19 protein-coding genes are annotated in these 20,408 nt (G+C 62.6%); 10 read left to right on the forward strand and 9 right to left on the reverse strand.

Translation table 11 applies throughout. The features are described 5' to 3' along the window. Positions 1–196 precede the first annotated feature (196 nt). Positions 197–1,495: an O-antigen ligase family protein gene (locus LB569_RS00335; protein WP_224690638.1), complete on the forward strand. Its 1,299-nt coding sequence runs from the start codon at positions 197–199 to the stop codon at positions 1,493–1,495. A gap of 188 nt (positions 1,496–1,683) precedes the next feature. Here the strand turns inward: LB569_RS00335 and LB569_RS00340 are convergent, their stop codons facing one another. Together LB569_RS00340 and LB569_RS00345 are read right to left on the reverse strand one after the other, a co-directional pair. Beyond that, the gene (locus LB569_RS00340; protein WP_181173827.1) at positions 1,684–2,940 is read right to left on the reverse strand and encodes a polysaccharide biosynthesis/export family protein; all 1,257 of its coding nucleotides are present in this window, start codon (positions 2,938–2,940) and stop codon (positions 1,684–1,686) included. 87 nt (positions 2,941–3,027) lie between these two features. Continuing rightward, positions 3,028–3,705: a sugar transferase gene (locus LB569_RS00345; RefSeq protein ID WP_140709456.1), complete on the reverse strand. Its 678-nt coding sequence runs from the start codon at positions 3,703–3,705 to the stop codon at positions 3,028–3,030. A 598-nt stretch (positions 3,706–4,303) separates the two neighbouring features. Between LB569_RS00345 and LB569_RS00350 the strand changes: the two genes are divergently transcribed. Further along, positions 4,304–4,579: an exopolysaccharide production repressor exox gene (locus LB569_RS00350; protein ID WP_140709458.1), complete on the forward strand. Its 276-nt coding sequence runs from the start codon at positions 4,304–4,306 to the stop codon at positions 4,577–4,579. A 16-nt stretch (positions 4,580–4,595) separates the two neighbouring features. Here LB569_RS00350 and LB569_RS00355 read toward each other — a convergent pair whose 3' ends face one another. The 6 genes from LB569_RS00355 to LB569_RS00380 form a co-directional block, all read right to left on the reverse strand. Continuing rightward, positions 4,596–6,437: an ABC transporter ATP-binding protein gene (locus LB569_RS00355; protein ID WP_224690639.1), complete on the reverse strand. Its 1,842-nt coding sequence runs from the start codon at positions 6,435–6,437 to the stop codon at positions 4,596–4,598. Beyond that, positions 6,430–7,407, reverse strand: coding sequence for a serine kinase (locus LB569_RS00360; RefSeq protein ID WP_224690640.1), 978 nt, complete (start codon positions 7,405–7,407; stop codon positions 6,430–6,432). Before LB569_RS00360 ends, LB569_RS00355 begins: the two co-directional genes overlap by 8 nt. Continuing rightward, complete coding sequence (locus LB569_RS00365; protein ID WP_224690641.1) at positions 7,404–9,326, reverse strand: lasso peptide isopeptide bond-forming cyclase; 1,923 nt, start codon at positions 9,324–9,326, stop codon at positions 7,404–7,406. The genes LB569_RS00360 and LB569_RS00365 overlap by 4 nt, the downstream gene beginning before the upstream one ends. Then, positions 9,323–9,715 (reverse strand): lasso peptide biosynthesis B2 protein, encoded by a 393-nt coding sequence (locus tag LB569_RS00370; RefSeq protein ID WP_224690642.1) that lies wholly within the window; start codon positions 9,713–9,715, stop codon positions 9,323–9,325. The genes LB569_RS00365 and LB569_RS00370 overlap by 4 nt, the downstream gene beginning before the upstream one ends. A gap of 109 nt (positions 9,716–9,824) precedes the next feature. Then, positions 9,825–10,124, reverse strand: a complete 300-nt coding sequence (locus LB569_RS00375) for a PqqD family protein (RefSeq protein ID WP_140709468.1) — start codon at positions 10,122–10,124, stop codon at positions 9,825–9,827. Between the two features lie 133 nt (positions 10,125–10,257). Further along, on the reverse strand, positions 10,258–10,410 hold the full coding sequence (locus LB569_RS00380; protein ID WP_140709470.1) for a lasso peptide: 153 nt from the start codon (positions 10,408–10,410) through the stop codon (positions 10,258–10,260). A 519-nt stretch (positions 10,411–10,929) separates the two neighbouring features. Here LB569_RS00380 and LB569_RS00385 point away from each other — a divergent pair. The 8 genes from LB569_RS00385 (at position 10,930) to LB569_RS00420 (ending at position 19,366) form a co-directional block, all read left to right on the forward strand. Then, entirely contained in the window at positions 10,930–12,060 is a 1,131-nt protein-coding gene (locus LB569_RS00385) for a nucleotidyltransferase family protein (RefSeq protein WP_224690643.1), read from the forward strand. A 65-nt stretch (positions 12,061–12,125) separates the two neighbouring features. Further along, positions 12,126–13,148 (forward strand): glycosyltransferase family 2 protein, encoded by a 1,023-nt coding sequence (locus tag LB569_RS00390; protein ID WP_140709474.1) that lies wholly within the window; start codon positions 12,126–12,128, stop codon positions 13,146–13,148. 288 nt (positions 13,149–13,436) lie between these two features. Next, a complete protein-coding gene (locus LB569_RS00395) occupies positions 13,437–13,835 on the forward strand; it encodes a hypothetical protein (protein WP_224690644.1) in 399 nt (132 codons plus the stop codon). Between the two features lie 143 nt (positions 13,836–13,978). After that, a complete protein-coding gene (locus LB569_RS00400; RefSeq protein ID WP_224690645.1) occupies positions 13,979–14,845 on the forward strand; it encodes a glycoside hydrolase family 16 protein in 867 nt (288 codons plus the stop codon). Positions 14,846–14,894: 49 nt separating this feature from the next. Further along, positions 14,895–16,226, forward strand: coding sequence for a UDP-glucose dehydrogenase family protein (locus tag LB569_RS00405; protein ID WP_140709479.1), 1,332 nt, complete (start codon positions 14,895–14,897; stop codon positions 16,224–16,226). Positions 16,227–16,308: 82 nt separating this feature from the next. Continuing rightward, positions 16,309–17,751 carry a GMC oxidoreductase gene (locus LB569_RS00410; RefSeq protein ID WP_224690646.1) on the forward strand — a complete coding sequence of 481 codons (1,443 nt, stop codon included), beginning with the start codon at positions 16,309–16,311 and terminating at the stop codon, positions 17,749–17,751. A gap of 17 nt (positions 17,752–17,768) precedes the next feature. Next, on the forward strand, positions 17,769–18,218 hold the full coding sequence (locus LB569_RS00415; RefSeq protein ID WP_140709483.1) for a hypothetical protein: 450 nt from the start codon (positions 17,769–17,771) through the stop codon (positions 18,216–18,218). Positions 18,219–18,286: 68 nt separating this feature from the next. Next, entirely contained in the window at positions 18,287–19,366 is a 1,080-nt protein-coding gene (locus tag LB569_RS00420) for a glycosyltransferase (protein WP_224690647.1), read from the forward strand. An 8-nt stretch (positions 19,367–19,374) separates the two neighbouring features. On the opposite strand, the gene LB569_RS00425 is transcribed toward LB569_RS00420, so the two are convergent. After that, entirely contained in the window at positions 19,375–20,397 is a 1,023-nt protein-coding gene (locus LB569_RS00425) for a phosphoribosyltransferase family protein (protein ID WP_224536488.1), read from the reverse strand. Positions 20,398–20,408 lie beyond the last annotated feature (11 nt).

A 20,408-nucleotide genomic window follows, 5' to 3' on the forward strand; every position in this document is an offset into this window, starting at 1 on the left:
GTCCGATGGGCCAGGCGATCTCTCGGCGATCGCCCGGCTGTAAGACAAGGTGACCGGATTTGCCATTGAGCATGGGGTGCGATAGGTTATATTGCACTGCACAATGGAGACGCCGTTTCTTGTACGCCCCTGTTTGTGGATATGCCGGCTGGTTTGCGGCCTGCCGGTTCCGGGTCGTGTCGACGGGACCCTTTAGATGAAAATTCCCAAATCCCTGCTCGTCGATCCCGAGAAGAATTCGGTCTATGGCAGCTTTGCCGTTGCCGTCTCGATCTGGGCGTTCTCCTATTCGGTCATTTTCGGCCAGGTGCTGATCCTGGCTTATTATCTCGTCTGGCTTCCGCTCATCCTGGTCGACTACCGGCGCTTCCTCAGGCAATTGTCCAGTGCCTGGCTGCCGCTGCTGTTCGCGGCCTATGTCTGCTTCTCCGTGTTCTGGTCGCAGGCCCCCGGCATCACCGCCAGGACGGCGATCCAGTACTGTTCCCATATCGCCTGCGCCTATGTCGCGGCGCGCGCCATCAGCGTGCGTACCCTGACGATAGGCGCCCTGGTCGGCATATTCTTCGTCCTGCTCTATTCGCTGAAGGTCGGCGCCTATTCCGAGGATGTGCTTGACGGCACCTATAATTTCGTCGGCGCCTTTGCCTCGAAGAACCAGATCGGCTTCGTCGGCTCGCTCGGCATCTATTTCTCCGTAGTGTTCCTAGCATTTCTGCGGCGTGGTCGGCTGAGCTTCATGCTGACCGTGCCCGTCGTGCTGTTATCGGCCTATGTTCTGGTCGTTTCGCATTCCGCCACCTCGATGGCCTCGATACCGGCGGTTCTGGCGCTGGTGGCGCTGCTTGCGATGAGCAAGCTTTTGTCGCGGCGCTATCGCCGGGTGATCTTCCTGGTCGGCGCCGGCATGATCGTCGTTGTGGCCATCGTCGCCCTCAATCTGGGGCTCATGGACTTCGTGCTTGGCATCTTCGGCAAGGATTCGACGCTCACCGGGCGGACCTATCTGTGGGAGCAGGGCTGGAACGCCGCGATGCGGTCGCCGATTCTCGGCGTCGGCTACGCCGCCTATTGGGTGCAGGGCTTCGCCGAGGCCGAGCGGCTGTGGAACGAATTCTACATCAGCACCCGCACCGGCTTCCATTTCCACAACACCTATGTCGAAGCCCTTGTCGAACTCGGCTTCACCGGGGCGGTGCTGATATCGCTGATCATGCTGCGCACGCTCTTCGGCCATATCGCGGCGGTGGTCTTCAAGACATGGCAGGCCGAGTCGGTGGTTCTCATCGGCGTGATGGTGCTGCTGCTCATCCGCTCCTTCGTCGAGGTCGAGATCCTCAACCCCTACATCATGGGTTCCTTCCTGATGTATTTCAGCTTCTTCAAGCTGGCGCGGCTGCCGGTCACCCGCACGCGATGGTCCCCGTCTTTCGAGCCGGCGGATGCGAAGGGCACAGAGGCGGCCTGGCCTCACCGTACGGCGGCGGCCGAGTAAATGCCGGCCGTCCGCTAAAGCAATTCCAGGAAATGTGTAGACCGGGTTTCCATCCGGAACCGGGTCGACAGCTCTGGGTTTCGCGGCTTGCAATCCCACCAGCAAAAACTCCGCCGGGCAGGCCTGGCGGAGTTTGAAGTCTTGCGTTCTGGATCGAAAGCGCCAGGTCGCGCTAGGATTTCCGCGCCCTACTGGCTGGCGAGCGGCGCCAGCTTGATCTTGATGACATCGCCAGGCAGCACCAGCGTGTCTTCCTTGGCTGCGATTTCGCTGGTCTTGCCATCGACATTGCGAACCAGCGAATAGAGCAAGGTAGGCTGCTGGTCGTTGGTGATGGCGGCCGTCGTCGCGGGATCGCTGGCCTGGGCGATCAGGCCTTTCTGCATATTCGCCTTCAGCGCGGCCTCGTTCAGGTCGGCTTCGGTCTGCTGCCGGTCGGCGGCGAGGCTCGAGCTCAACGTGTTCTGGGCATCGATGGCGTCCTGCGTCGCCTTGCTGATCGCCTGCTTGGCGGTGAGGATGGCCGTCTCATAGTCCAGGATCTTGCCCTGCAGGTCGGTGACGGACTGCTGCGAATCCAGCAGCCGCGCATTGGCGACCAGGCCCTTCTGCGCCAGCGGACCGATGCTGGCGAGCTGCTGTTGTGCCAGGTCGACCTGCTTCTGCTGGTTGACGATCTTCTTCTGCAGCGATTCGATTTCGGCCTGCAGCACACCCTTGAGATCGTCGAGCGCCTCGAGCTTCAGCTTCAGTGCCTTCTGGTCGGCGGTCAGGATCGTCATCTCGTCGGCGATGATGGCCGGCAGCCGTGGATCGCCCTCGACCTCTTGCGGCGCTTCAAAACTCGCCTTGCCGGCCAGATCGGCATCGATACGGGCGCGTCTGACGATCAGCCGGACGCGTTGATCGTCGGAGATATCGAAATTGCCCTTGGCGGTCACCAGGTCCTTGCCGAGCTGGGGGCCGTAGTCGGTGTTGCGCCTGATGCCGCCTGCGACGCTGATCGCTTTCAGCACCGTCAGATCGGGCACAAAGGGAAACTGGCCGGGATTCTGCACTTCGCCCGAAATATAGAACGGCCGGAACTGCGCCATTTCGACCGAGGCTTCGGGCTTGTCCGACAAAGCAAGCTTGTGCTGCAACGCCTCGCCGATCGCCGTGGCGACCTCCGCCGTCGTCTTGCCGGCCGCCGGCAATTCGCCGACGAAGGGCACCGACAGCGTGCCGGCCGGGCCGACCGTGTATTGGCCGTTGACCGACGACCAGTCGCGGAAGGTGCTTTCGACGGTCTGCCATTCGGCGATGCGGATGGTGAGCTTGTCCTGGGAGCCCAGACGGTAATCGTCTGCCGAGGCGAACTGGGGAAAAGCGAGCGACATCGCAAGGCACGTGGCCACGAGCCGCGAGCGGCCGGAAAACGGGCCGCTGCCAAAGGCTTCGAACATGTCTATCTTCAACTGAACGTTCCGATCCGTTTTAGCCCCATCGCCCGATGAGCTTGCCGCCGGATGTCTGCTTACACAAGCCGCCGATCAGTAAGAGCCGCGGGACATCCAGACGGCCGGCACGGTCCGGATGATGATGCGAACGTCCTCGAACAACGACCAGTTCTCGACATAGTGGCGGTCGAACGCGACACGGCTGTCATAGGAGACGTCGTTGCGGCCGCTGACCTGCCACAGGCCGGTCAGGCCGGGCCGCGACTTCAGATAGTAGACCGCCGCGGAGCCGTAGATTTCCAGTTCGTCGCGGACCACCGGGCGAGGTCCCACCAGGCTCATGTCGCCCTGGAGGATGTTGATGATCTGCGGCAATTCATCGAGGCTGAGCTTCCGCAGGACCGCACCGACGCGGGTAACACGCGGGTCGTTCTTCAGCTTGCGGGTCGCTATCCATTCCGCATTGGCGTCTGGATTGGTCGCAAGATAGGCGGCTAGCACCTTGTCCCCGTCCGGAACCATGGTGCGGAATTTGAGGCAGGAGAACAGCCGTCCGCCACGCCCGATTCGCCGGTGCCCGTAGAAAATCGATCCGCCATCGGAGAATTTGACGAGCAGCGCTATCATGATGAACAGCGGGCTGAGCGCGATCAGCCCGGCCAGCGACCCGGCGATGTCGAAACTCCGCTTGATGAGGCCGCCGATCGGCGGCGGAAAGTCGGTGTCAGCCTGCGAAAAGCCCGCCGTGGCCGACTTGGCAATATCCCTCATACGGAAACTCCATGCGGTGAACGAATGGTTGACCGCACGATACCAAAAAAATGCTGCAGCGCAACACACAATTTCCCATCGAATTGAAATAGTCGCGTCATGAATTGACTAAATAATAAGCTCGGTCTGCACAAATTTCGAAATCTTTAGCACATTTGTGACAATAATTGGGCAAGGATAAAAAAATCGAGACCTTTTTGAGGCGTTTCCTAGGCGGCGCGTTCTAGGCTCCTGTGGTTGGGGCTATAGGGTGCTTTAGCCAGATGCCATACTCGAAACTATTCAGCTAAAATACTACCTAATATTATAGATTGTACTCACGGTTTCTGACGGCTGCAGGTTGAGTGGAGTGCGGTCGCGTGCGTTGCAGCATGGCAGAGTCGAACGCGTAAGCTCAATCAAAAATATGTGCGGTTGCCCTTGCCGCCTTCTGCTCGCCTTAATAGAATTGCAAATTATACCTGTCACGGTGGCGACAGGTTGAAAGGCCGGAAGCAACCGGTCGAGAGCGGGTGGTTAACAAGCCCGCATCACAAGGGACGGCGCTCGGGTGGGGCTATCGTTGGATATACCCGAGCCGGTTTATGGGCTGTTGGGTATGTCGCTTCCAAAATTCATCGTTGGGATGCTTTTCGCGCTCGCGATCGTCGTCGCGTGGTCCTGGCTGGGTGGGGCTTCGCTTGGCACGACGCTGTTGCGCGTCGTCATCTGCGCCGTGGTCATCCAGGCCGGCTACTTCGCGGTTGTCTACGCCATGATTGCCAGGAGCGAGCCGACGCCGGCCGACAGGCTGCGCGAAGCCGAGAGAAAGCAGAACGCCCCCGAAGTGTCCGAGGGCGAGAAGCTGGGCAGCGCTCGCCGTAGCTTGCATTAAGCCCAAGGGGCCGCCCTCAGGCCACATCGGCGGGCTCGGCCTCCGACTGTTCTCCCGACAGCATTTTGGACAACCGGCTCCCCGGCTTCGCCTTGAGGCGCTGATACTGCCCGACCTCCACGACGCGGCCGTCCTCCATCGCCACCACCCAGTCGGCGAAAGCGATCATCGATGGCCGGTGCGCGATGGTCAGGATCGTCATTGCGCCGCGCAGGCCATCGATCGACCTGGCGATCAGCGACTGGTTCTGCCAGTCGAGCGCGCTGGTGGCCTCGTCCAGGATGAGCAGCGAGGGCTTGCGCAGCAGCGCGCGCGCCAGCGCGATGCGCTGCCGCTCGCCGCCGGACAGCCGCACGCCGCGGTCGCCGACCACCGTCTTCAGCCGCAGATCCAGCCGTTCGACGAACTCGCCGGCATGGGCGGCACGCAACGCGATCCACAACTCCTCGTCGCTGGCCTGGGGCGCGGCAAGACGCAGGTTCGCCGCGATCGTGTCATGCAGCAGGAACACGTCCTGCGGCACATAGGCCACTTGATCGCGCCAGCGCCGGCGATTGCCGGCATCGATCTCGACGCCATCGACGAGGATCTTGCCGGCGGTCGGCTCGAGCAGGCCGAGCAGCATGTCGGCGATCGTGCTCTTGCCTGATCCGGACGGGCCGATCAGCGCCGTGACCTTGCCGGCCGGAAGGCCGAAGGTGATATCGCTCACCACCGGCTTGCCGGCATCGTCGTAGGTGAAGGAGACATCGCGAATGTTCAGCCCCGTATCGAGGGCCAACTTGCGCGTGTCCTCCAACCCGGCATGGCCTGGCTCCCGCTCGGCGTCGAAACGGGCCTGCAGGCTACGCATTGCCGTATAGGCGGGCAGGTTGATCAGCACCTGCTGAGCCTGCGTCTGCATGTCCATGAAGCGCGGCGCGATGCGCATGAAAACCAGCAGCAGCACGACGATCTCGGCCAGCGACAGATTGAAACGGACCAGCGCCACATAGATGAAGACGCTCAAGCCCACCACGCTCGCCACCTGGAACACGGCCGTGCCGATCGAGGAGTTGCGGACATAGGCGATGTTGTCGGCCTTCATTCTTTCGAGCGTTGCCTGCAATTGCGCGAAATAGCTGGCCTCGACATTCAGGCTCTTGGCCACCTTGATGCCGCCGAGAAATTCCGAGACCGTCCGGTACTGGTCCTGGCGATTGCTTGTCAGGACCCGGCCAAAAGCGGTGGCCCGTGCGCGAAACGGCTGCAGCGCGACAAACATCAGCATGCCGATGACCACCGCGAACAGCGTCATCACGGGCGAGATGAACATGGAAATGATGAGATAGCCCGCCAGCAGCACCGCGATCTGCACCAGCATCAGCAGCGAGAAGGCCGCCCCCTGGACGCGGTCGATGTCGCCGGTCAGGGCATGGTCGAGGTCGGAACCGCGCATGCGCGTGAACACCCCCCAACGCGCCTTGCCGATGCTTTCGAACAGGTTCATGCGCAAGCGGTTGATGAAATCGAAGAGCAGCCTCGCCATGTAGACCGACTTGAAGCGATTGAAGGCTGCCTGAACGGCAACAAGCCCGACCAGCGCACAGAGCACCGTGGTCAGCTGCAGCGTTCCTCCGGGCACCAGCCAGCGCACGAAATCGATGTTCGGCAGCCTGACCGCGAAATCCTGGTCGGCGCGGCCGACCAGATGCAGCAGCGGCACCAGCAGCAGGATGGAAATGCCTTCCGTCAGGCTGCCGAGGATCAGGAACAGCAGCGCCGTCCAGGTTCGCCGCCCGCCGATCTGGGCAATGACGGCGCCGAACGCCGCGACGTCGCGAAACAGCGACAGGCTGAAGACCGATGACCTAGGCATCTCCAGCCAGTTCCTTTTCGATCAGCGCCACAGCCTCGCCGATCCTGTCGATGCCGGTCGGAACGTCCAGCCGGCACACGCCGACATGGTTAGCGATTGCTGAACAGTGGCGAAGATGCACCGCCGCGAAATCGCCGGAGAGCGCCGCCCGGCCGAAACGCGTCACGTAGGAGAATCTGATGATGGCCGGCAAGGCCGCGATGTGAGGCAGGGGAGTAATCCCGGCGCTTTGGCCGCGCTCGAGAATATAAATCCTGGCCGCCGGCACTCTGTTGCCGGAGAAGGCGCCGTGCAGGCGATGTTGCATCTTCTCGATCGCCGGATGCACTTGCGGCCGCACCTGCGCCTGATCGAGCGGAATCGCCGCCGCGGCATCGGCGGCAAGCTTGATCTGCGGAAAACCCGGAACGATCATCGGCTGGCTCGGTTCCGCCAGATCGAGCGCCACGACGTCGTCGGTAAGCAGATCATGTCCGGCCCGGATCAGCGCGCTTGCCGTCGTCGACTTGCCGGCGCCCTTGTCGCCCATGAAGATGGCACCCTTGCCGGCCACCGCAATGGCGCTGGCATGCAGAACCAGCAGGCCGCGCTGGTGCAGGAGCAGCGCCAGCACCGGCCCCAGCAACGGGAAGGCAAGCAGGGCGTCGTCGACGCCGGGCGCCGGCTCGACATCGATGCGTCTGGCATCGCTGATCAGGAAGGCGCCGACAGCCTCCCAGGCCAGATATTGCCGATTGGGTTCGAAGCGGAAGATAGTCGCTGTATCGGGCGCCGGCTTCGGCATGTCGATAGTGCCGAGGGCAATCAGGATATCCGCCGCCGCCGGCTCCGCGGGCTCCAGCTCGGGCAATGATACGTCGGACGCAATGGTCAGGCCGTAGGCGCGGTAATAGCGTCGTTGTCCCGCGATCCTGCCGTGCCGGGAAAGATGATCGAGATCGCCGGCGAACGGCTCATGGCGAGACATCATGCGGGGCTCCCGCCATGCTGGACCTGCCGCAGCCACAGCGACAGGGACACCGAGCGCCAGACATACTGGACATCGAGCGGCGCCGCCTGCTCCGGCTGGCGCAGCAGCCGTGCATAGGCTGCGCTCACCTGAGGCAGGTTGACATAGGGCGCGATGCGGCCGGTGTCCGAAACGAGAAGCTGTTCCAGGAGGTCGCGATGGTTGCGCACCATGCCGTTGACCAGGTTGGCGGTGAAATCGATCTTGTCGCGCCGCCACTGGACCGCCGCCGGCAGGATGCCCTCCATGGCCCGGCGCAGCACATAGCGGCCAAAGCCGTGACTGAGCTTCTCCTCGCCCGGCAGCCCCAGGCAGAATTCGACCAGCGGCTTGTCCCAGAACGGATAACGCGGCTCGACGCCGAAATTGGCGGCCGCCTTGTCCAGAACCTCGAAGGAGTGCGGGACATAGCCGTTGGACAGGATCCAGCGATGGCTGAGCGCGTCGCTGGCCTGGACGCCGGGTGGCATATAGCCAGCCCGGTGGAACCGGTCGATGAGTTCGGTTCGCCTGGCAAGGTCCGGATTGATCAGGTCGCGCCAGCTCCGGCCCCGCCGCGATTGGGCAGGTTTGCGTATTCTGTTGAGGGCTCGGTTCCCCAACTGCCTCAGCTTGGCGATGCGCCAGGCCGGCCCGTAAATAGTGAGGAACTGGAAATAGAGGCCGAGCGTGCTGTCGCCATAGGTGTTGGAAGCGCTGCGGACCTCGCGCCACAGATCCAGCCATCTGCCGCCATTGGCAAGCTCGTGCAGATGGCCATGCCCCTGCGAGACGACCTCGTCGCCGCCGTGGCCGTCGAGGAGCACCTTGATGCCCTTGGCGCCCGCCGTCCGGTAGATACCGCGGGTCAGCGTCAGGCCCGGCGCCAGGAAGGTGCCTTCCTGCTCCTCCAGCACCCGGTCGAATTCAGCGAAAGGCGCATAATTGCCGACAGGGATCAGCGTCGGGTCGGTGTTCCGCTGATCGAGCACGGCATCGATGAAGAAGCGCTCGTCCATCGACGAACCCTTCTCGAAAATCAACGAAAAGGTCGGCAGTTTCGGTTTCCGCTCGGCGGCGTTCCGCAGGCCGGCCACGCACGCGATCGAGGAAGAATCGAGGCCTCCGCTCAGCATCGCGCCGACCGACGGACTTCCACGCATGCGATTGCGGACCGATTGCGAGAACAGATGGGCGAATTCCTCCGCGGCATCGGACCGCGACGCTCGCTGCGATGGCTCGATCTGCCAGTATCGGCGCAGCACCACGCGTTGCGCGGTGACGGTGAGGCTGTGACGCGCTGGCAGAGCGAAGACGTCGCTATAGGGCGTGGATTGCGGGTCGTCGGGCAGCCCGGCCAGGAATCCCGAAATCCGGTGTTCGCTGATGCGCGCGCCGACCCCCTCGGCGCCGAGGATCGGGCCGATCTCGGAAGCAAAGGTAAAGCGCTGCTCGGCCGCGTGGTAGTAGAACGGCTTGACCCCGAAATGGTCTCGCGCGCAGAACAAAAGCCGCCGCTCCCCATCCCAGATGGCAAAAGCGAAATCGCCTTGCAGATGCATGGGGCAGTCTTCACCCCAGCGCAGATAGGCCCGCATCAGCAATGTCGCATCGGCGACTGAGCTGTCCCTGATGCCGAGCCTGGCGAGCAGTTCGTCGCGGTTGTCGAGCCGGCAGTCGGCGGTGATGGCGAGCTTGCCGCCAGCCATGGTCAGCGGCCCGGGGCCGGCTCCCTCGGTCGTGTTGAGCCAGGCGTGGCCAAGCGCGATGCCGCTGTCCAGCCACCATGAGCTTCCGTCGGGGCCGCGATGGCGCATGCGCGCCAGCATCTGTTGGATGCCGCTCGCCGCTTCAGCCGGCGCGGGGCCCTCTCGCAGCAGGATTCCGGCCACGCCACTCATCGGCTGCCGTGGTCGACCAGATGCGCGAAACCATCGACGGATCCGCCAAGCACGATGTGGTCGTCGCTGACCAGCCAGGCATGTGCTTTCAATTGTTCGCCCGTGCCGCGCTCGATGCCGATGCGGATATTCGAGGCGTTGCCTTGGCGCGCGAGCAGGTATTGGCCCGAAAGCGCCTGGGTCAGGCATGTGGCGCCCGGCACGAACCGTGCGGCCGCCGCAACCCCCCAGGCGACAAGCCGCAACTCGCCCATGCTGGCGCATTGGCGCGCGTTGAGCCGTGTCACCATCGCGCGGACGCGGTTGTAGGAGAACAATGTCAACCCAAGCCGGACGGTCGCGACCACCAGCAGGCAGCGGCACAGGAAAAATGCTTCCGAGCCGCTCAAGGACAAAATCCTGGCCAGGCTCCGCCGCCCAGGCCGCTGCTTCATCGGCGTCGGGGTTCTCTGCGTCACAGGTCTTTGCCGCGCAACCATGGCCTTTTGCGACACCTGCCTAGACGAGTGCCTCATGCTCCAGCCTCGCAAGCCCATTTTCCGCCAGGCCCTTCAGCAGGGCGTCGACATCGGCCTTGCAGCGGTCGGGATCGACATTGTAGCGCGCAAGGACGGCGCCGCGGATATCGGCGATCGGCCTGGGTTCCTGGATGAGTTCCCAAATAAAAGCGCCGACGCCGTTGAGGCTGTAATAAATATTGGATTTCAGGTTGAGAAGCGCGAGGCCGCCGCCGAATTCGCAAGCAACGGCGTCCTTGGTGGCCTTTACGCAATCGTGCTCGGATGGGTTCCAGTTCATCCTAAAACCTCGTTTAACACACGGTTTACGCGTCATCGTTTCAATGGAAAGTCGGGGATTTTCATCCCCGGCTCCATTTTATTTATCTTCGATCCTGGAGGCCCAACGTCATTCCTCCAGAATCAGGATAGTCTCAAGAGAACGTGAGGTCGCCAATTGGCGTATGCGCGGGGAACGACGCATCGATCGCCGTGTTGCCGCCGCCGCCCTGTGTGATGGTCTCGATCGAACCATGCACGGTCAGGTTTGGCGTTTCGTACTCCTGCCTTTCAACATTCTGTTCCATTTTACTCTCCTATCGGGGACTGGAAACGGCCTGTCGATTGCCGTCAGCACTTTCATGCTGCACCGCAATAGCTGCATGGCAGCATTTATGAGTCAAGCCTGATTTACCTCTGGTTAATCAATTCCGGGTTGCGAGTGTCACCATGTGTGTGGAGGATGCTCAAAATTCGGCCGTTTTTACGTTGAAAACGACGTAACTGAGCATTGTTGTGGCACTTTTACTAAAGTGTTGAATTTGCTTGCATAAAAAAATTGCAAAGCTGGTGCTTTTTTAGACGGGCCTGAAAAAAGACCAAATTTCCTTGGCTTTCTCAGTCGGTCGCCGGCCGACCGGCTCAACGGAGCCAGAATTTTTGCTCGGTCGGCGCCGCTCTTCGGGATTGGCCAGGCAAACGCTGTGGTTGCAAAACTCCGTGGTGCGAAAGGAAAGGCTTTACGGCGCCGCGGTTTTTGAGGATGCTTTGCTTCGCACTTGCAGCATACGCGTCGCGCAAACCGCTTTTTGGAGACTGTGCGCTCAATGGCCTTGCCGGAAAGCTCCTATGAAAGACTCCGCGCCGCCGACTGCGCCGACGAGATCGCCTATGTGCAAGCGTGCTTACGGGTGTATTTCGGGGGGGCGGCGGCGACGGCCGGCGACGTCTCGACGCCGGGCCTATCCGACGCTGCCGTCGCTGATATCGCCAGGCTGAACAAGGTCGCCACCTTCGTCCTGAAGGCACTCTCGCGCGCGCCGGCGCATGAGAGGCCGGCAGAACTCTTCCAGTGGCTCGAAACGTATCGCAGGAGGACAGTCTCGATGAACGCCGCCTGCCTCATGGATTCGATAGCCATCCACGAGGCGCTGCACGACAGGCGGATCGATTTTGTCTTTCTGAAGGGGCCGTTCCAGCAGCATTTGCTCTACGACGATCACTTCATGAAGCCTTCGGGCGATGTCGACATACTGGTTTCGCCTGCCGGCTTCTTGAAGGCGCGCGAAGCGCTGCGCGCGATCGGCTATGAGGTCTCGGGCAAGTCACGCTCGGTCTGGTGGGTCCGCTTCCTTGGCGAACAGCACATGATCCGCGGCAATGGGCCGAAATCATCCACGGTCGACCTGCATTACCGGCTCCAGCAGCCCGGCTCGCCGAGCCCGCGCGATTCCGACGGGTTCCTGCGGCGAAAACGGTTGGTCGAAATCGCCGGCGCCGAAGTCCCCTTCACCTCGGCCGCCGACACGCTGATGCTGTCCTGCATCAGCGTCGCCAAGGCGCTGTTCAACCGCGAACCTTGCGCCGGCTATGTCTGTGATATCAGGGCCAGCGCCAGCCGCCTTGGCGAGGCCGATCAGCAGCGTGTGCTCGATGCCGCGGTGACCCAGGGACTGGACGACACCTTGTTGCTCGGCCTGCGCGCCGCCGATGTGCTGCTGGGCGGCACCGGCACGCTTCTGTCGGAGCGGGCAAAGCCCATCCTGTCGCGCATCGGCAATGAGGACCTGCTCAGCATGGTCATCGCGCCATGGCTGTCGTCGTTGCGCTGGCCGCAGCGGCGGACGGTGTTGTGGGAATTGTGCGGCCGGGCACCGGTCCGCTACCTTTCCGAGGCCGGCTGGGCGGCGTCGGCCGACATCAGCCGCCGGATCTTCGAACGGCCGGCCAGTCCTTGATGGCGGTGGATATCGGACGCGTACAGGGCGAGGGCAAAACGGAACCTGTGCAAGAGGCAAATTCCATGTCGACGACGAAATCCGAGGTCTGTGTGATCATCGCGGCCAAGAACGCGGCGCGCACCATCGCGGTTGCCATCGCATCCGCGCTGCAGGAACCGGAAGTGGCGGAGGTCGTCGTCGTCGACGACGGCTCGACCGACAATACGGCCGAGGTCGCCCGCTCGGCTGACGACGGCAGCGGCCGGCTTGCGGTCATGCGTCTCGACGTCAATCGCGGCCCGTCCTTTGCCCGCAATGCCGCGATCGCCGGTTCGCGAGCCCCGTTCATCAGCATTCTGGATGCCGACGATTTTTTCCTCGAGGGCCGGTTTCGGACCCTGTTTGCCGGCGCCGATTGGGATTTCGCCGCCGACAACATCATGCTCATCAGGGATGATGCGACCGGGGACGCGACCAAAATCGTCGCCCCGGATTTTGCCGCCGAGCCGGAATTCCTCGATTTCGAACGTTTTGTAGAAGGCAACATCTCCAGGCGCCGCGTGCAAAGAGGCGAACTGGGCTTCTTGAAGCCCGTCATCAGCCGTGCCTTTCTGGACCGCCACGGGTTGCGTTACGACGAGAGCCTGCGACTGGGCGAGGACTACGAACTCTACGCGCGCGCGGTCGCCCATGGGGCGCGGTTCAAGGTCATCCGCTCCTGCGGCTACGGCGCCATCGTGCGCGCCGATTCGCTCAGCGGCCGCCACAAGACGCAGGACCTGAAGCGGCTCGCCGATGCGGATCTGGCGCTACTGGCCATTGACAGCCTGCCGGAAGGGTCCAAGGCGGTCCTGAGGCGGCACGAGCGGCATGTGCGCGACAAATACCGGCTGCGCAATTTTCTCGACGTGAAGGCCGAGCGGGGCCTGGCGTCGGCCGCGGCCTATGCATTCGCAAGCCAATCCAACCTCGTCCCCATCGTCCAGGGCGTGGCATCCGACAAGATCGAGGCGCTGTTGCGAAGTGTTGGCCTCGTGTCCAGGAACAAGCACGTGCCGCCGCTGCGTTTCCTGATGGCCGGAACCAGCACGGGCAAGGGATCCTGAGGCGCCGGGAGCATTCGGGTTGCCTGCCGGCCACGAGCCCACCTCGCAATCATTTCGATCGGATTTATGAGTTTACGAATTGGGTGGTTGCCTCGCGGCTCCGGGGATGGCAGTCTATGCTGCGGTGCAGCAAATTGAACGACCAGCCGAACTGGCCCCCGATCGGACTGGTCCGAAGTCTCTCTTCGTCAGAGGAGACGGACGGCGCGGTACGAGTTTTTCAGCCCCCGTTGCGGGGATTGGCCAGAAGCCGGCCCAGAAAGCCGGCGATGACGGGAATTTAAGTTCATGGCCTCGATATTCGGCTTCAGATCAAGGGATCCGGCCCGCGACAGGCACACCGACGTCGCGCGCCTGGACCGGTTGGCGAAGCTGTTCGAGCAGATCGCGGCCGAAATCGATGCCGAGAAAACCGGTCTGGAGGTCCGCTACCGCAAGGAGGCGACCAACGCGGCCTTCCTCGTCGAAGCGATGGAAAACGGCTCCGCCTCCGACCGCCGATCGTCCGAAGTCGGTGCCTTGACGCAGTCGATCTTGAACAGCGAGCGCCGCATCGCGGCATTGGCGCGCCAGGGCGGCGCAATGCGCGAGCTCCGTCATTCGCTGGATATGGTCTTCGACGACCATGCGGCGGACGATTCGACGACGGTCGGCCAGATCAGGCAGCAGGGAGCCGGCCGAGGGTGAAAGTGGCTGCGCGGGACTGTTACGATAGAGTTGATGCGGGGCTGGAAGTCGGGAGGGGGATTGAAGAGGTCAAGGTTGGCCCGTTTGGAAGCGGTTCAAACGTCGAATTTGGGTTGGGGACACAGCGCAAAGGTGAGTTTGTCATGAGTTCGGAACCAAAAACCATGTCCACGACAGCAATCCAGCCCCCTTCAAGCCCGCATTTCGGCCGGCGGTCCGGTCTGGCGGTTGCTTTGCTGCTCGCCGTGCTTGGCAGCCTGTCGGCAAGTCCGTCTCATGCGCAGGACATCCAGTCCGCGCCCTCTTTCGTCGACGACTTCAAGAGCCTGGATCGTGGGCGCTGGTACGTTTCAGACGGCTGGACGAACGGCAGCCATCAGAATTGCACATGGTCGAAAGGTCTGGTCGAGCTTTCCGATGGCGTTCTTTCGCTCGGTTTCGCGAAGCAGAAGACCAAGGATCGCGAGTTCGCCTGCGGCGAGATCCAGACCAAGCAGCGTTTCGGCTACGGCACCTATGAGGCGCGGATGAAGACCGGCTCCGGCTCCGGCCTCAACGCGGCTTTCTTCACCTATATCGGTCCGTCCGACAAGCAGCCCTGGGACGAGATCGACTTCGAGGTCCTGACCAAGGATACGTCGAAGGTGCAGGTCAACGCCTATATCGGCGGCAAGGGCAAGAACGAGAAGCTGGTCGACGTGCCCGGCGGTACCGACAGCGCCTTCAACGACTACGCCTTCGTCTGGGAGAAAGACAGCCTGCGCTGGTACGTGAACGGCCAGCTGGTGAACACCATCACGGATCCGGCGAAGCTGCCAAGCCATGCCCAGAAGATCTTCTTCAGTCTTTGGGGCAGCGACACGATGAAGGGATGGATGGGGACGTTCGCCGAGCCGGACGGCAAGGTGTCGCTCCAGGTCGAGCGCGTCGCCTTCACCGCGCTCGGGGAGCCCTGCCAGTTTCCGGAATCGCTGGTATGCAGCGTAAAAGAGTTAGGAAAGACGAATTGAACCGGCCGGACCGGAAACGGCTCCACGCCCTGGACAGGAATGAAACCGAATGAACTTGACGGTGTTTGGAATTGGCTATGTCGGCCTGGTGCAGGCGGCGGTGCTTGCCGAGGTTGGCCACCAGGTTGTCTGCGTCGACGTCGACGCAAGCAAGGTGGAGCGGCTCAACCAGGGCTTTGTCCCGATCTTCGAGCCAGGCCTTGAAAGCATCGTCAGGGAGAACCACGCCGCCGGCCGCATCAAATTCACCACCGATGCGGCGGCCGGCGTCAGGCATGGCGAAATCCAGATGATCGCGGTCGGCACGCCGCCCGGCGAGGACGGCTCGGCCGACCTCAAATATGTGCTGGCGGTCGCCGAAACCATCGGCCGCGAGATGGATACCGCCAAGATCGTCGTCGGCAAGTCGACCGTGCCGGTCGGCACCTGCGAAAAGGTAAAGGCCAGGATCGCCGAGACGCTGAAGAAAAGAGGCCGCGAGGATTTGAGCTTCGATGTCGCCTCCAATCCCGAATTCCTCAAGGAGGGCTCCGCGGTCGCCGATTGCATGAAGCCGGACCGCATCATCGTCGGCACCGACAGCGAGGACACCGAGGCGGTGATGCGCGAACTCTACGCGCCCTTCAACCGCAACCACGAGAAGATGATCGTGATGGACGTGCGCAGCGCCGAATTCACGAAATACGCCGCCAATTGCATGCTGGCGACCAAGATCAGCTTCATGAACGAGATGGCGAACCTCGCCGAGCAGCTTGGCGCCGACATCGAGGAGGTGCGCAAGGGCATCGGCAGCGATCCGCGCATCGGCTATCACTTCATCTATCCGGGTCTCGGCTATGGCGGCTCGTGTTTCCCCAAGGACGTCCGCGCCCTGATCAAGACCGCCGAGGGCGTCAAATTCGACGCCAAGCTGCTGCGCGCCGTCGAGGAGCGCAACAACGACCAGAAATCCGTCCTGTTCGACAAGGTGCACCGCTATTTCAAGGGCAACCTCAAGGGCAAGACCTTCGCGCTCTGGGGCCTGGCCTTCAAGCCCAACACCGACGACATGCGCGAGGCGCCCGCGCGCGTGCTGATGGAAGCGCTCTGGAACGCCGGAGCGACCGTCCAGGCCTACGACCCCGAGGCCATGCAGGAATGCCAGGCCATCTACGGACTGCGCGACGACCTGATGCTGTGCGGCACCAAGGAAGCGGCGCTGCGCGGCGCCGACGCGCTGCTGATCGCCACCGAATGGAAGAGCTTTCGCGCACCGTCCTTCGATGCGCTGAAGGATGCATTGACCACGCCGGTCATCTTCGACGGCCGCAACCTCTATGATCCCAAGGTCGTGGCGCGGCACGGCATCGAATATCACTCGATCGGCAGAATGGCGGCATGAGGCCCGAGACGGAAAAGTCCGAAACAGGATCGGATGGGACAGTCATGACGAACGCGCCCGGCGTGGAAAGGAGTCGCAACTGATGGTGCTGGACGTAAAGCCCGAGCAAGTCACCAAGGATCATTTCGATGTTGTCGCGATCGGTTCCGGCTTCGGTTCGGCTTTCTTCCTGCATGAGTTCGCCAGGCGGCGTAAGGCGCGCATCCTGATCCTGGAATGGGGACGCCACAACACGCATGAATGGCAGCTCGACCAGAACGCCAACACCGACATAGACGACGAGACGACCTACAAGACCAATTCCGACAAGCCGTGGAATTACACGATCGGGCTGGGCGGCGGGACCAATTGCTGGTTCGCGCAGACGCCGCGGTTCCACCCCAATGATTTCAGGCTGAAGAGCACCTATGGCATCGGCAATGACTGGCCGATCAGCTACGACGATGTCGAGCCGTTCTATTGCGACGCCGAAGACATCATGTCGATCTCGGGCGATCCCGACATGGCGGCGATGCTGCCGCGCTCGAGGCCGTTTCCGCAGCCGCCGCATCGCATGTCGACGCCGGACAGGATGATGAAGGCGGCCCAGCCCGATCAGCACTTCGTCATGCCGACCGCGCGCGCCCGCGTGCCGACCGCGCAGCGCACCTCCTGTTGCGCCAACCTGCGCTGCTGGCTGTGCCCGGTCGATGCCAAGTTCACCGCCAACAACGGCTTGATGCATGTCTTCGAGCATCCCGACGTTTCGGTCTGCCTCGGAGCCGAAGTGCGGCGGCTCGATCACGCCGGCGGCACGGTCCGTTCGGTTGCCTTCGTGAAGGATGGTAAGGAATATCAGGTCAGCGGCGACCTTTTTGTTCTCGGCGCCAATGCCATCCAGAGCGCGGCGATCATGCTGCGCTCCGGCCTCGGCGATGAATTCGTCGGCCGGGGCCTGCACGAATCCTATGGCTGGAACTTCGAGGTCTATCTCGACGGCGTCGACAATTTCGACGGCAGCACCATCACAACCGGCCTGAATTTCGGCCTCTATGACGGTCCGCACCGGTCCGAGCACGCGGCGGCCCTGGTCTATTTCGAGAACCGCTGGCAGCACGGGATGCGCGCCGAGAAGGGGCGGGTGCGCCAGGCGCTGCCGCTGGTCGTGGTCACCGAAAACCTGCTCGATCCCGAGAATTTTGTCACTCTCGACGAGGATGACAACGCCTTCGTCTCCTTCAAGGCGCCGTCGGATTATGCAGTCAAGGGCATGGCCCGGGCCCTGGACAAATTGCCTGGACTGCTCGCCCCGCTGCCGGTGGAACGTCTCTTCGATCGTGGTATCCGGCCGTCGGAATCGCATGTCCAGGGCACGCTGAGGATGGGCACCGGTCCCGCCGATTCGGTCATCGACAGCGACATGATCCATCACCGCTTGAGAAACCTGGTTGTCGTCGGCACCAGCACCTATCCGAGCTGTTCCTGCGCCAATCCGAGCCTGACCGCCGCTGCCTTGTCCTTGCGGGCGGCGAGCCGGATCGCGTGAGAAGAGGGAGCTAACTGATGATCGAGATCACGCGGCGTTCTGTACTGGCCATCATGGCTGGCGGAGTTGCGTCGACGGGCGTGGCCTACGCGGCCGTGTCCTCGTTTTCGGACGAGGATCTGATTCGCGTCACGCTCGAAAAATATCTCGGCAGGTTGAACATACGCATCGAGCATCTGCAGCAGTTCGTGCTAGAGTTCCGCAACCGCAATCCGTGGATGTTTCCCAGCGAAAAACTAGGCGACGCCGTCACCTTGCTCGAGACGGCGAAGCTCAGTCATGCACGCCAGTTGTTGCCGAAACAGAAGCAGCGCGACCTCCGGCATTTCGACCGCTGGGTCGTCGCCGAATTCCACATGTTGACGGACTACGCCTGGCGCAGTTCACCCAATGATCCCATCCGGTTCACCGGATGGCAGTCATGCACGAATCCGTTCGCGACGCTTGATCCGCCAAAGACTGCCTGAGGCGGTCTTCGACGCGGCCCTTCATCGAGCCGGGGGCAATGAAACGCGAAAAGACAGGAGTGACGACCATGAAAGTTCTTTTTGCAGGCGGCAATGGCTACCCGCCGGAGTTCAGCGGCGGTGTCCAGTCGAGCACCCATCATCTGGCCGAGCAGCTGATCGAGCATGGGCATGAGGCCGCGGTGCTTGCCGCCCTGTTCGGCGACGGTGTCTTCGGCTTCAAGGCGCGCGCCAAGATGAAGCTCTTGCGCCAGCCCGCGGTCGTCGACAGCGTTCCCGGCTATCCGGTGATCCGGGCATGGTTCCCCTGGGAGGCGGCAAGTTTCGCCGTCAACCGGGTGAAGCCTGATGTGGCGGTGGTCCAGTGTCACAAGTCGGTTCCGCTCGGCAAGGCGCTACAGGCCAAGGGCGTGCCGCTGGTCGTTTATCTCCGCAATGTCGAGTTTCACGAGCTGGGCGGCGACCTGCGCGAGTTGGGCTCGGCGCTCTACATCGCCAATTCCGAGTTCACCGCGCGCACCTATGCCAGAGAGTTCGGCATCGAGGCGGCGGTGATCCCGCCGACCATCGATCCGACGCACTACAGCACGCCGACCACGGGCCAGTTCGTCACCCTGATCAACCCCTATGAGGAAAAGGGCTTCGAGCTTGCGGTGCGCCTTGCCGGCGCATGCCCCGAAATCCCGTTCCTCTTCGTCGAAAGCTGGAAGCTGGAGGACGACCACCGGGCGCGCATCGAACAGACGATCGCGCCGCTCGGCAACGTCACCCTGGAAAGCCGCGCCAGCGACATGAAGACGGTCTATGGCCGCACCAGGATCCTGCTGGCCCCCAGCAAGTGGGAAGAGGCCTGGGGCCGGGTGGCGTCGGAAGCCCATTGCAGCGGCATTCCGGTCGTCGGCTCGCGCCGCGGCGGCCTGCCCGAAGCGATCGGCCCTGGCGGCGCGGTGCTCGACTATGATGCTCCGCTCGCCGACTGGGTCGCGGCGGTCAGGCTCCTGTGGAACGACAACAAGGAATATGAGCGCGTCTCGGCTCTCGCGCGCAGCTTCGCCGGCCGGCCGGAACTCGATCCGGACCGCCAGTTCGTCACCTTCTTCTCGATATTGGACAAGGCCGTTCAGCAGCGCGCGCGCCAGGCCGCGTAGCAACCGCGTCAGGCCAGGCGCTTGACCCGGTTCTTCAGCGTTTCATAGCCGCGCGCGCCAAGCAGGGTGCGCGCAATGGTCTTGGCGGCGCTCTTGCGGCCTTCCTGCGAGTTGATCTGCCGCAGCCTTGCCGGCAGGTTTCGCGCGGCCTGGCCAAGTGCCGGCAGCGACAACGCATCGGGAAAACTGACCATGTGCGTTTCGACGCACAGGACCGGTTTGCCCGACAGTTCCGTAATCCTCAACGCCTGGGCATGCTCGCTTTCGATGAACAGGATGGCATCGGATTTGCGGTAGAAATCGGCCTTGAAACTGCCATGCGCGCCAAGCCGCTGGCGCTCCGCCTTGCTCGGCAGATCGAGCATGATGAGCTTGTCGTACCGGATCTCGTGCTTGGCCAGCCACGCCTCGGTCAACGCGCGGTATTTCTCGAGCCGGCTGGTGACCAGCCAGCCGATCTTGTGGGTCGCGGCATGAAGCGGCCGCGCCTCGCTGAGGAACTTTTCATAGGCCGGACCGTCGTCGTTCTCGGCCTCGGTCGGATCGAGGCACAGCACCCCGTCTATGTCGACGCAGCATTGCGCCAGGAATTTGTGATGCATGAAGTTCCACTGGAACATGCGCGGATGCGGCACGACCTCGAAGACAATATCGGTCTCCTGATGCTGCGGCTCGAGGCCGAAGACGGCGGAGAAGATGAAGTCGGCCTCGATGCCGGCGCCCTTGATGCGGGCACGGGCGTCGCGCATTGCATTGCCGCCGGCGACGCTATCGTCGATCACCAGCACCTTGCGCATGTCCGAGACCTTGCGGTCCAGCGCGGCGCGGCGCTTGGTGATGCCGGACGTGTAGACCCGGCCTTCCAGGAAACTGTCCAGATCGGTCATCGGGATGTTGGCCGCGAGGCTGACCAGCGTCGCCGCCAGCACGCCGCTTCTGGGAATGCCGACCACAAGGTCGATATCGCGCGGCAGCCGGTGAAGGTTGCTTACGATGGTGTCGTTCATGTCGGAGATCGATCGGTAGTGCATGGATCGGACCT

This window comes from Mesorhizobium sp. BH1-1-4 (assembly GCF_020165665.1).
Classification (GTDB): Bacteria; Pseudomonadota; Alphaproteobacteria; order Rhizobiales; family Rhizobiaceae; genus Mesorhizobium.

What these genes read in the sequence shown, in the direction of transcription:
- LB569_RS00335 (WP_224690638.1), top strand. Translation starts at nt 197, where the DNA reads ATGAAAATTCCCAAATCCCTGCTCGTCGATCCCGAGAAGAATTCGGTC.
- LB569_RS00340 (WP_181173827.1), bottom strand. Translation starts at nt 2,940, where the DNA reads ATGTTCGAAGCCTTTGGCAGCGGCCCGTTTTCCGGCCGCTCGCGGCTC.
- LB569_RS00345 (WP_140709456.1), bottom strand. Translation starts at nt 3,705, where the DNA reads ATGAGGGATATTGCCAAGTCGGCCACGGCGGGCTTTTCGCAGGCTGAC.
- LB569_RS00350 (WP_140709458.1), top strand. Translation starts at nt 4,304, where the DNA reads ATGTCGCTTCCAAAATTCATCGTTGGGATGCTTTTCGCGCTCGCGATC.
- LB569_RS00355 (WP_224690639.1), bottom strand. Translation starts at nt 6,437, where the DNA reads ATGCCTAGGTCATCGGTCTTCAGCCTGTCGCTGTTTCGCGACGTCGCG.
- LB569_RS00360 (WP_224690640.1), bottom strand. Translation starts at nt 7,407, where the DNA reads ATGATGTCTCGCCATGAGCCGTTCGCCGGCGATCTCGATCATCTTTCC.
- LB569_RS00365 (WP_224690641.1), bottom strand. Translation starts at nt 9,326, where the DNA reads ATGAGTGGCGTGGCCGGAATCCTGCTGCGAGAGGGCCCCGCGCCGGCT.
- LB569_RS00375 (WP_140709468.1), bottom strand. Translation starts at nt 10,124, where the DNA reads ATGAACTGGAACCCATCCGAGCACGATTGCGTAAAGGCCACCAAGGAC.
- LB569_RS00380 (WP_140709470.1), bottom strand. Translation starts at nt 10,410, where the DNA reads ATGGAACAGAATGTTGAAAGGCAGGAGTACGAAACGCCAAACCTGACC.
- LB569_RS00385 (WP_224690643.1), top strand. Translation starts at nt 10,930, where the DNA reads ATGGCCTTGCCGGAAAGCTCCTATGAAAGACTCCGCGCCGCCGACTGC.
- LB569_RS00390 (WP_140709474.1), top strand. Translation starts at nt 12,126, where the DNA reads ATGTCGACGACGAAATCCGAGGTCTGTGTGATCATCGCGGCCAAGAAC.
- LB569_RS00395 (WP_224690644.1), top strand. Translation starts at nt 13,437, where the DNA reads ATGGCCTCGATATTCGGCTTCAGATCAAGGGATCCGGCCCGCGACAGG.
- LB569_RS00400 (WP_224690645.1), top strand. Translation starts at nt 13,979, where the DNA reads ATGAGTTCGGAACCAAAAACCATGTCCACGACAGCAATCCAGCCCCCT.
- LB569_RS00405 (WP_140709479.1), top strand. Translation starts at nt 14,895, where the DNA reads ATGAACTTGACGGTGTTTGGAATTGGCTATGTCGGCCTGGTGCAGGCG.
- LB569_RS00410 (WP_224690646.1), top strand. Translation starts at nt 16,309, where the DNA reads ATGGTGCTGGACGTAAAGCCCGAGCAAGTCACCAAGGATCATTTCGAT.
- LB569_RS00415 (WP_140709483.1), top strand. Translation starts at nt 17,769, where the DNA reads ATGATCGAGATCACGCGGCGTTCTGTACTGGCCATCATGGCTGGCGGA.
- LB569_RS00420 (WP_224690647.1), top strand. Translation starts at nt 18,287, where the DNA reads ATGAAAGTTCTTTTTGCAGGCGGCAATGGCTACCCGCCGGAGTTCAGC.
- LB569_RS00425 (WP_224536488.1), bottom strand. Translation starts at nt 20,397, where the DNA reads ATGCACTACCGATCGATCTCCGACATGAACGACACCATCGTAAGCAAC.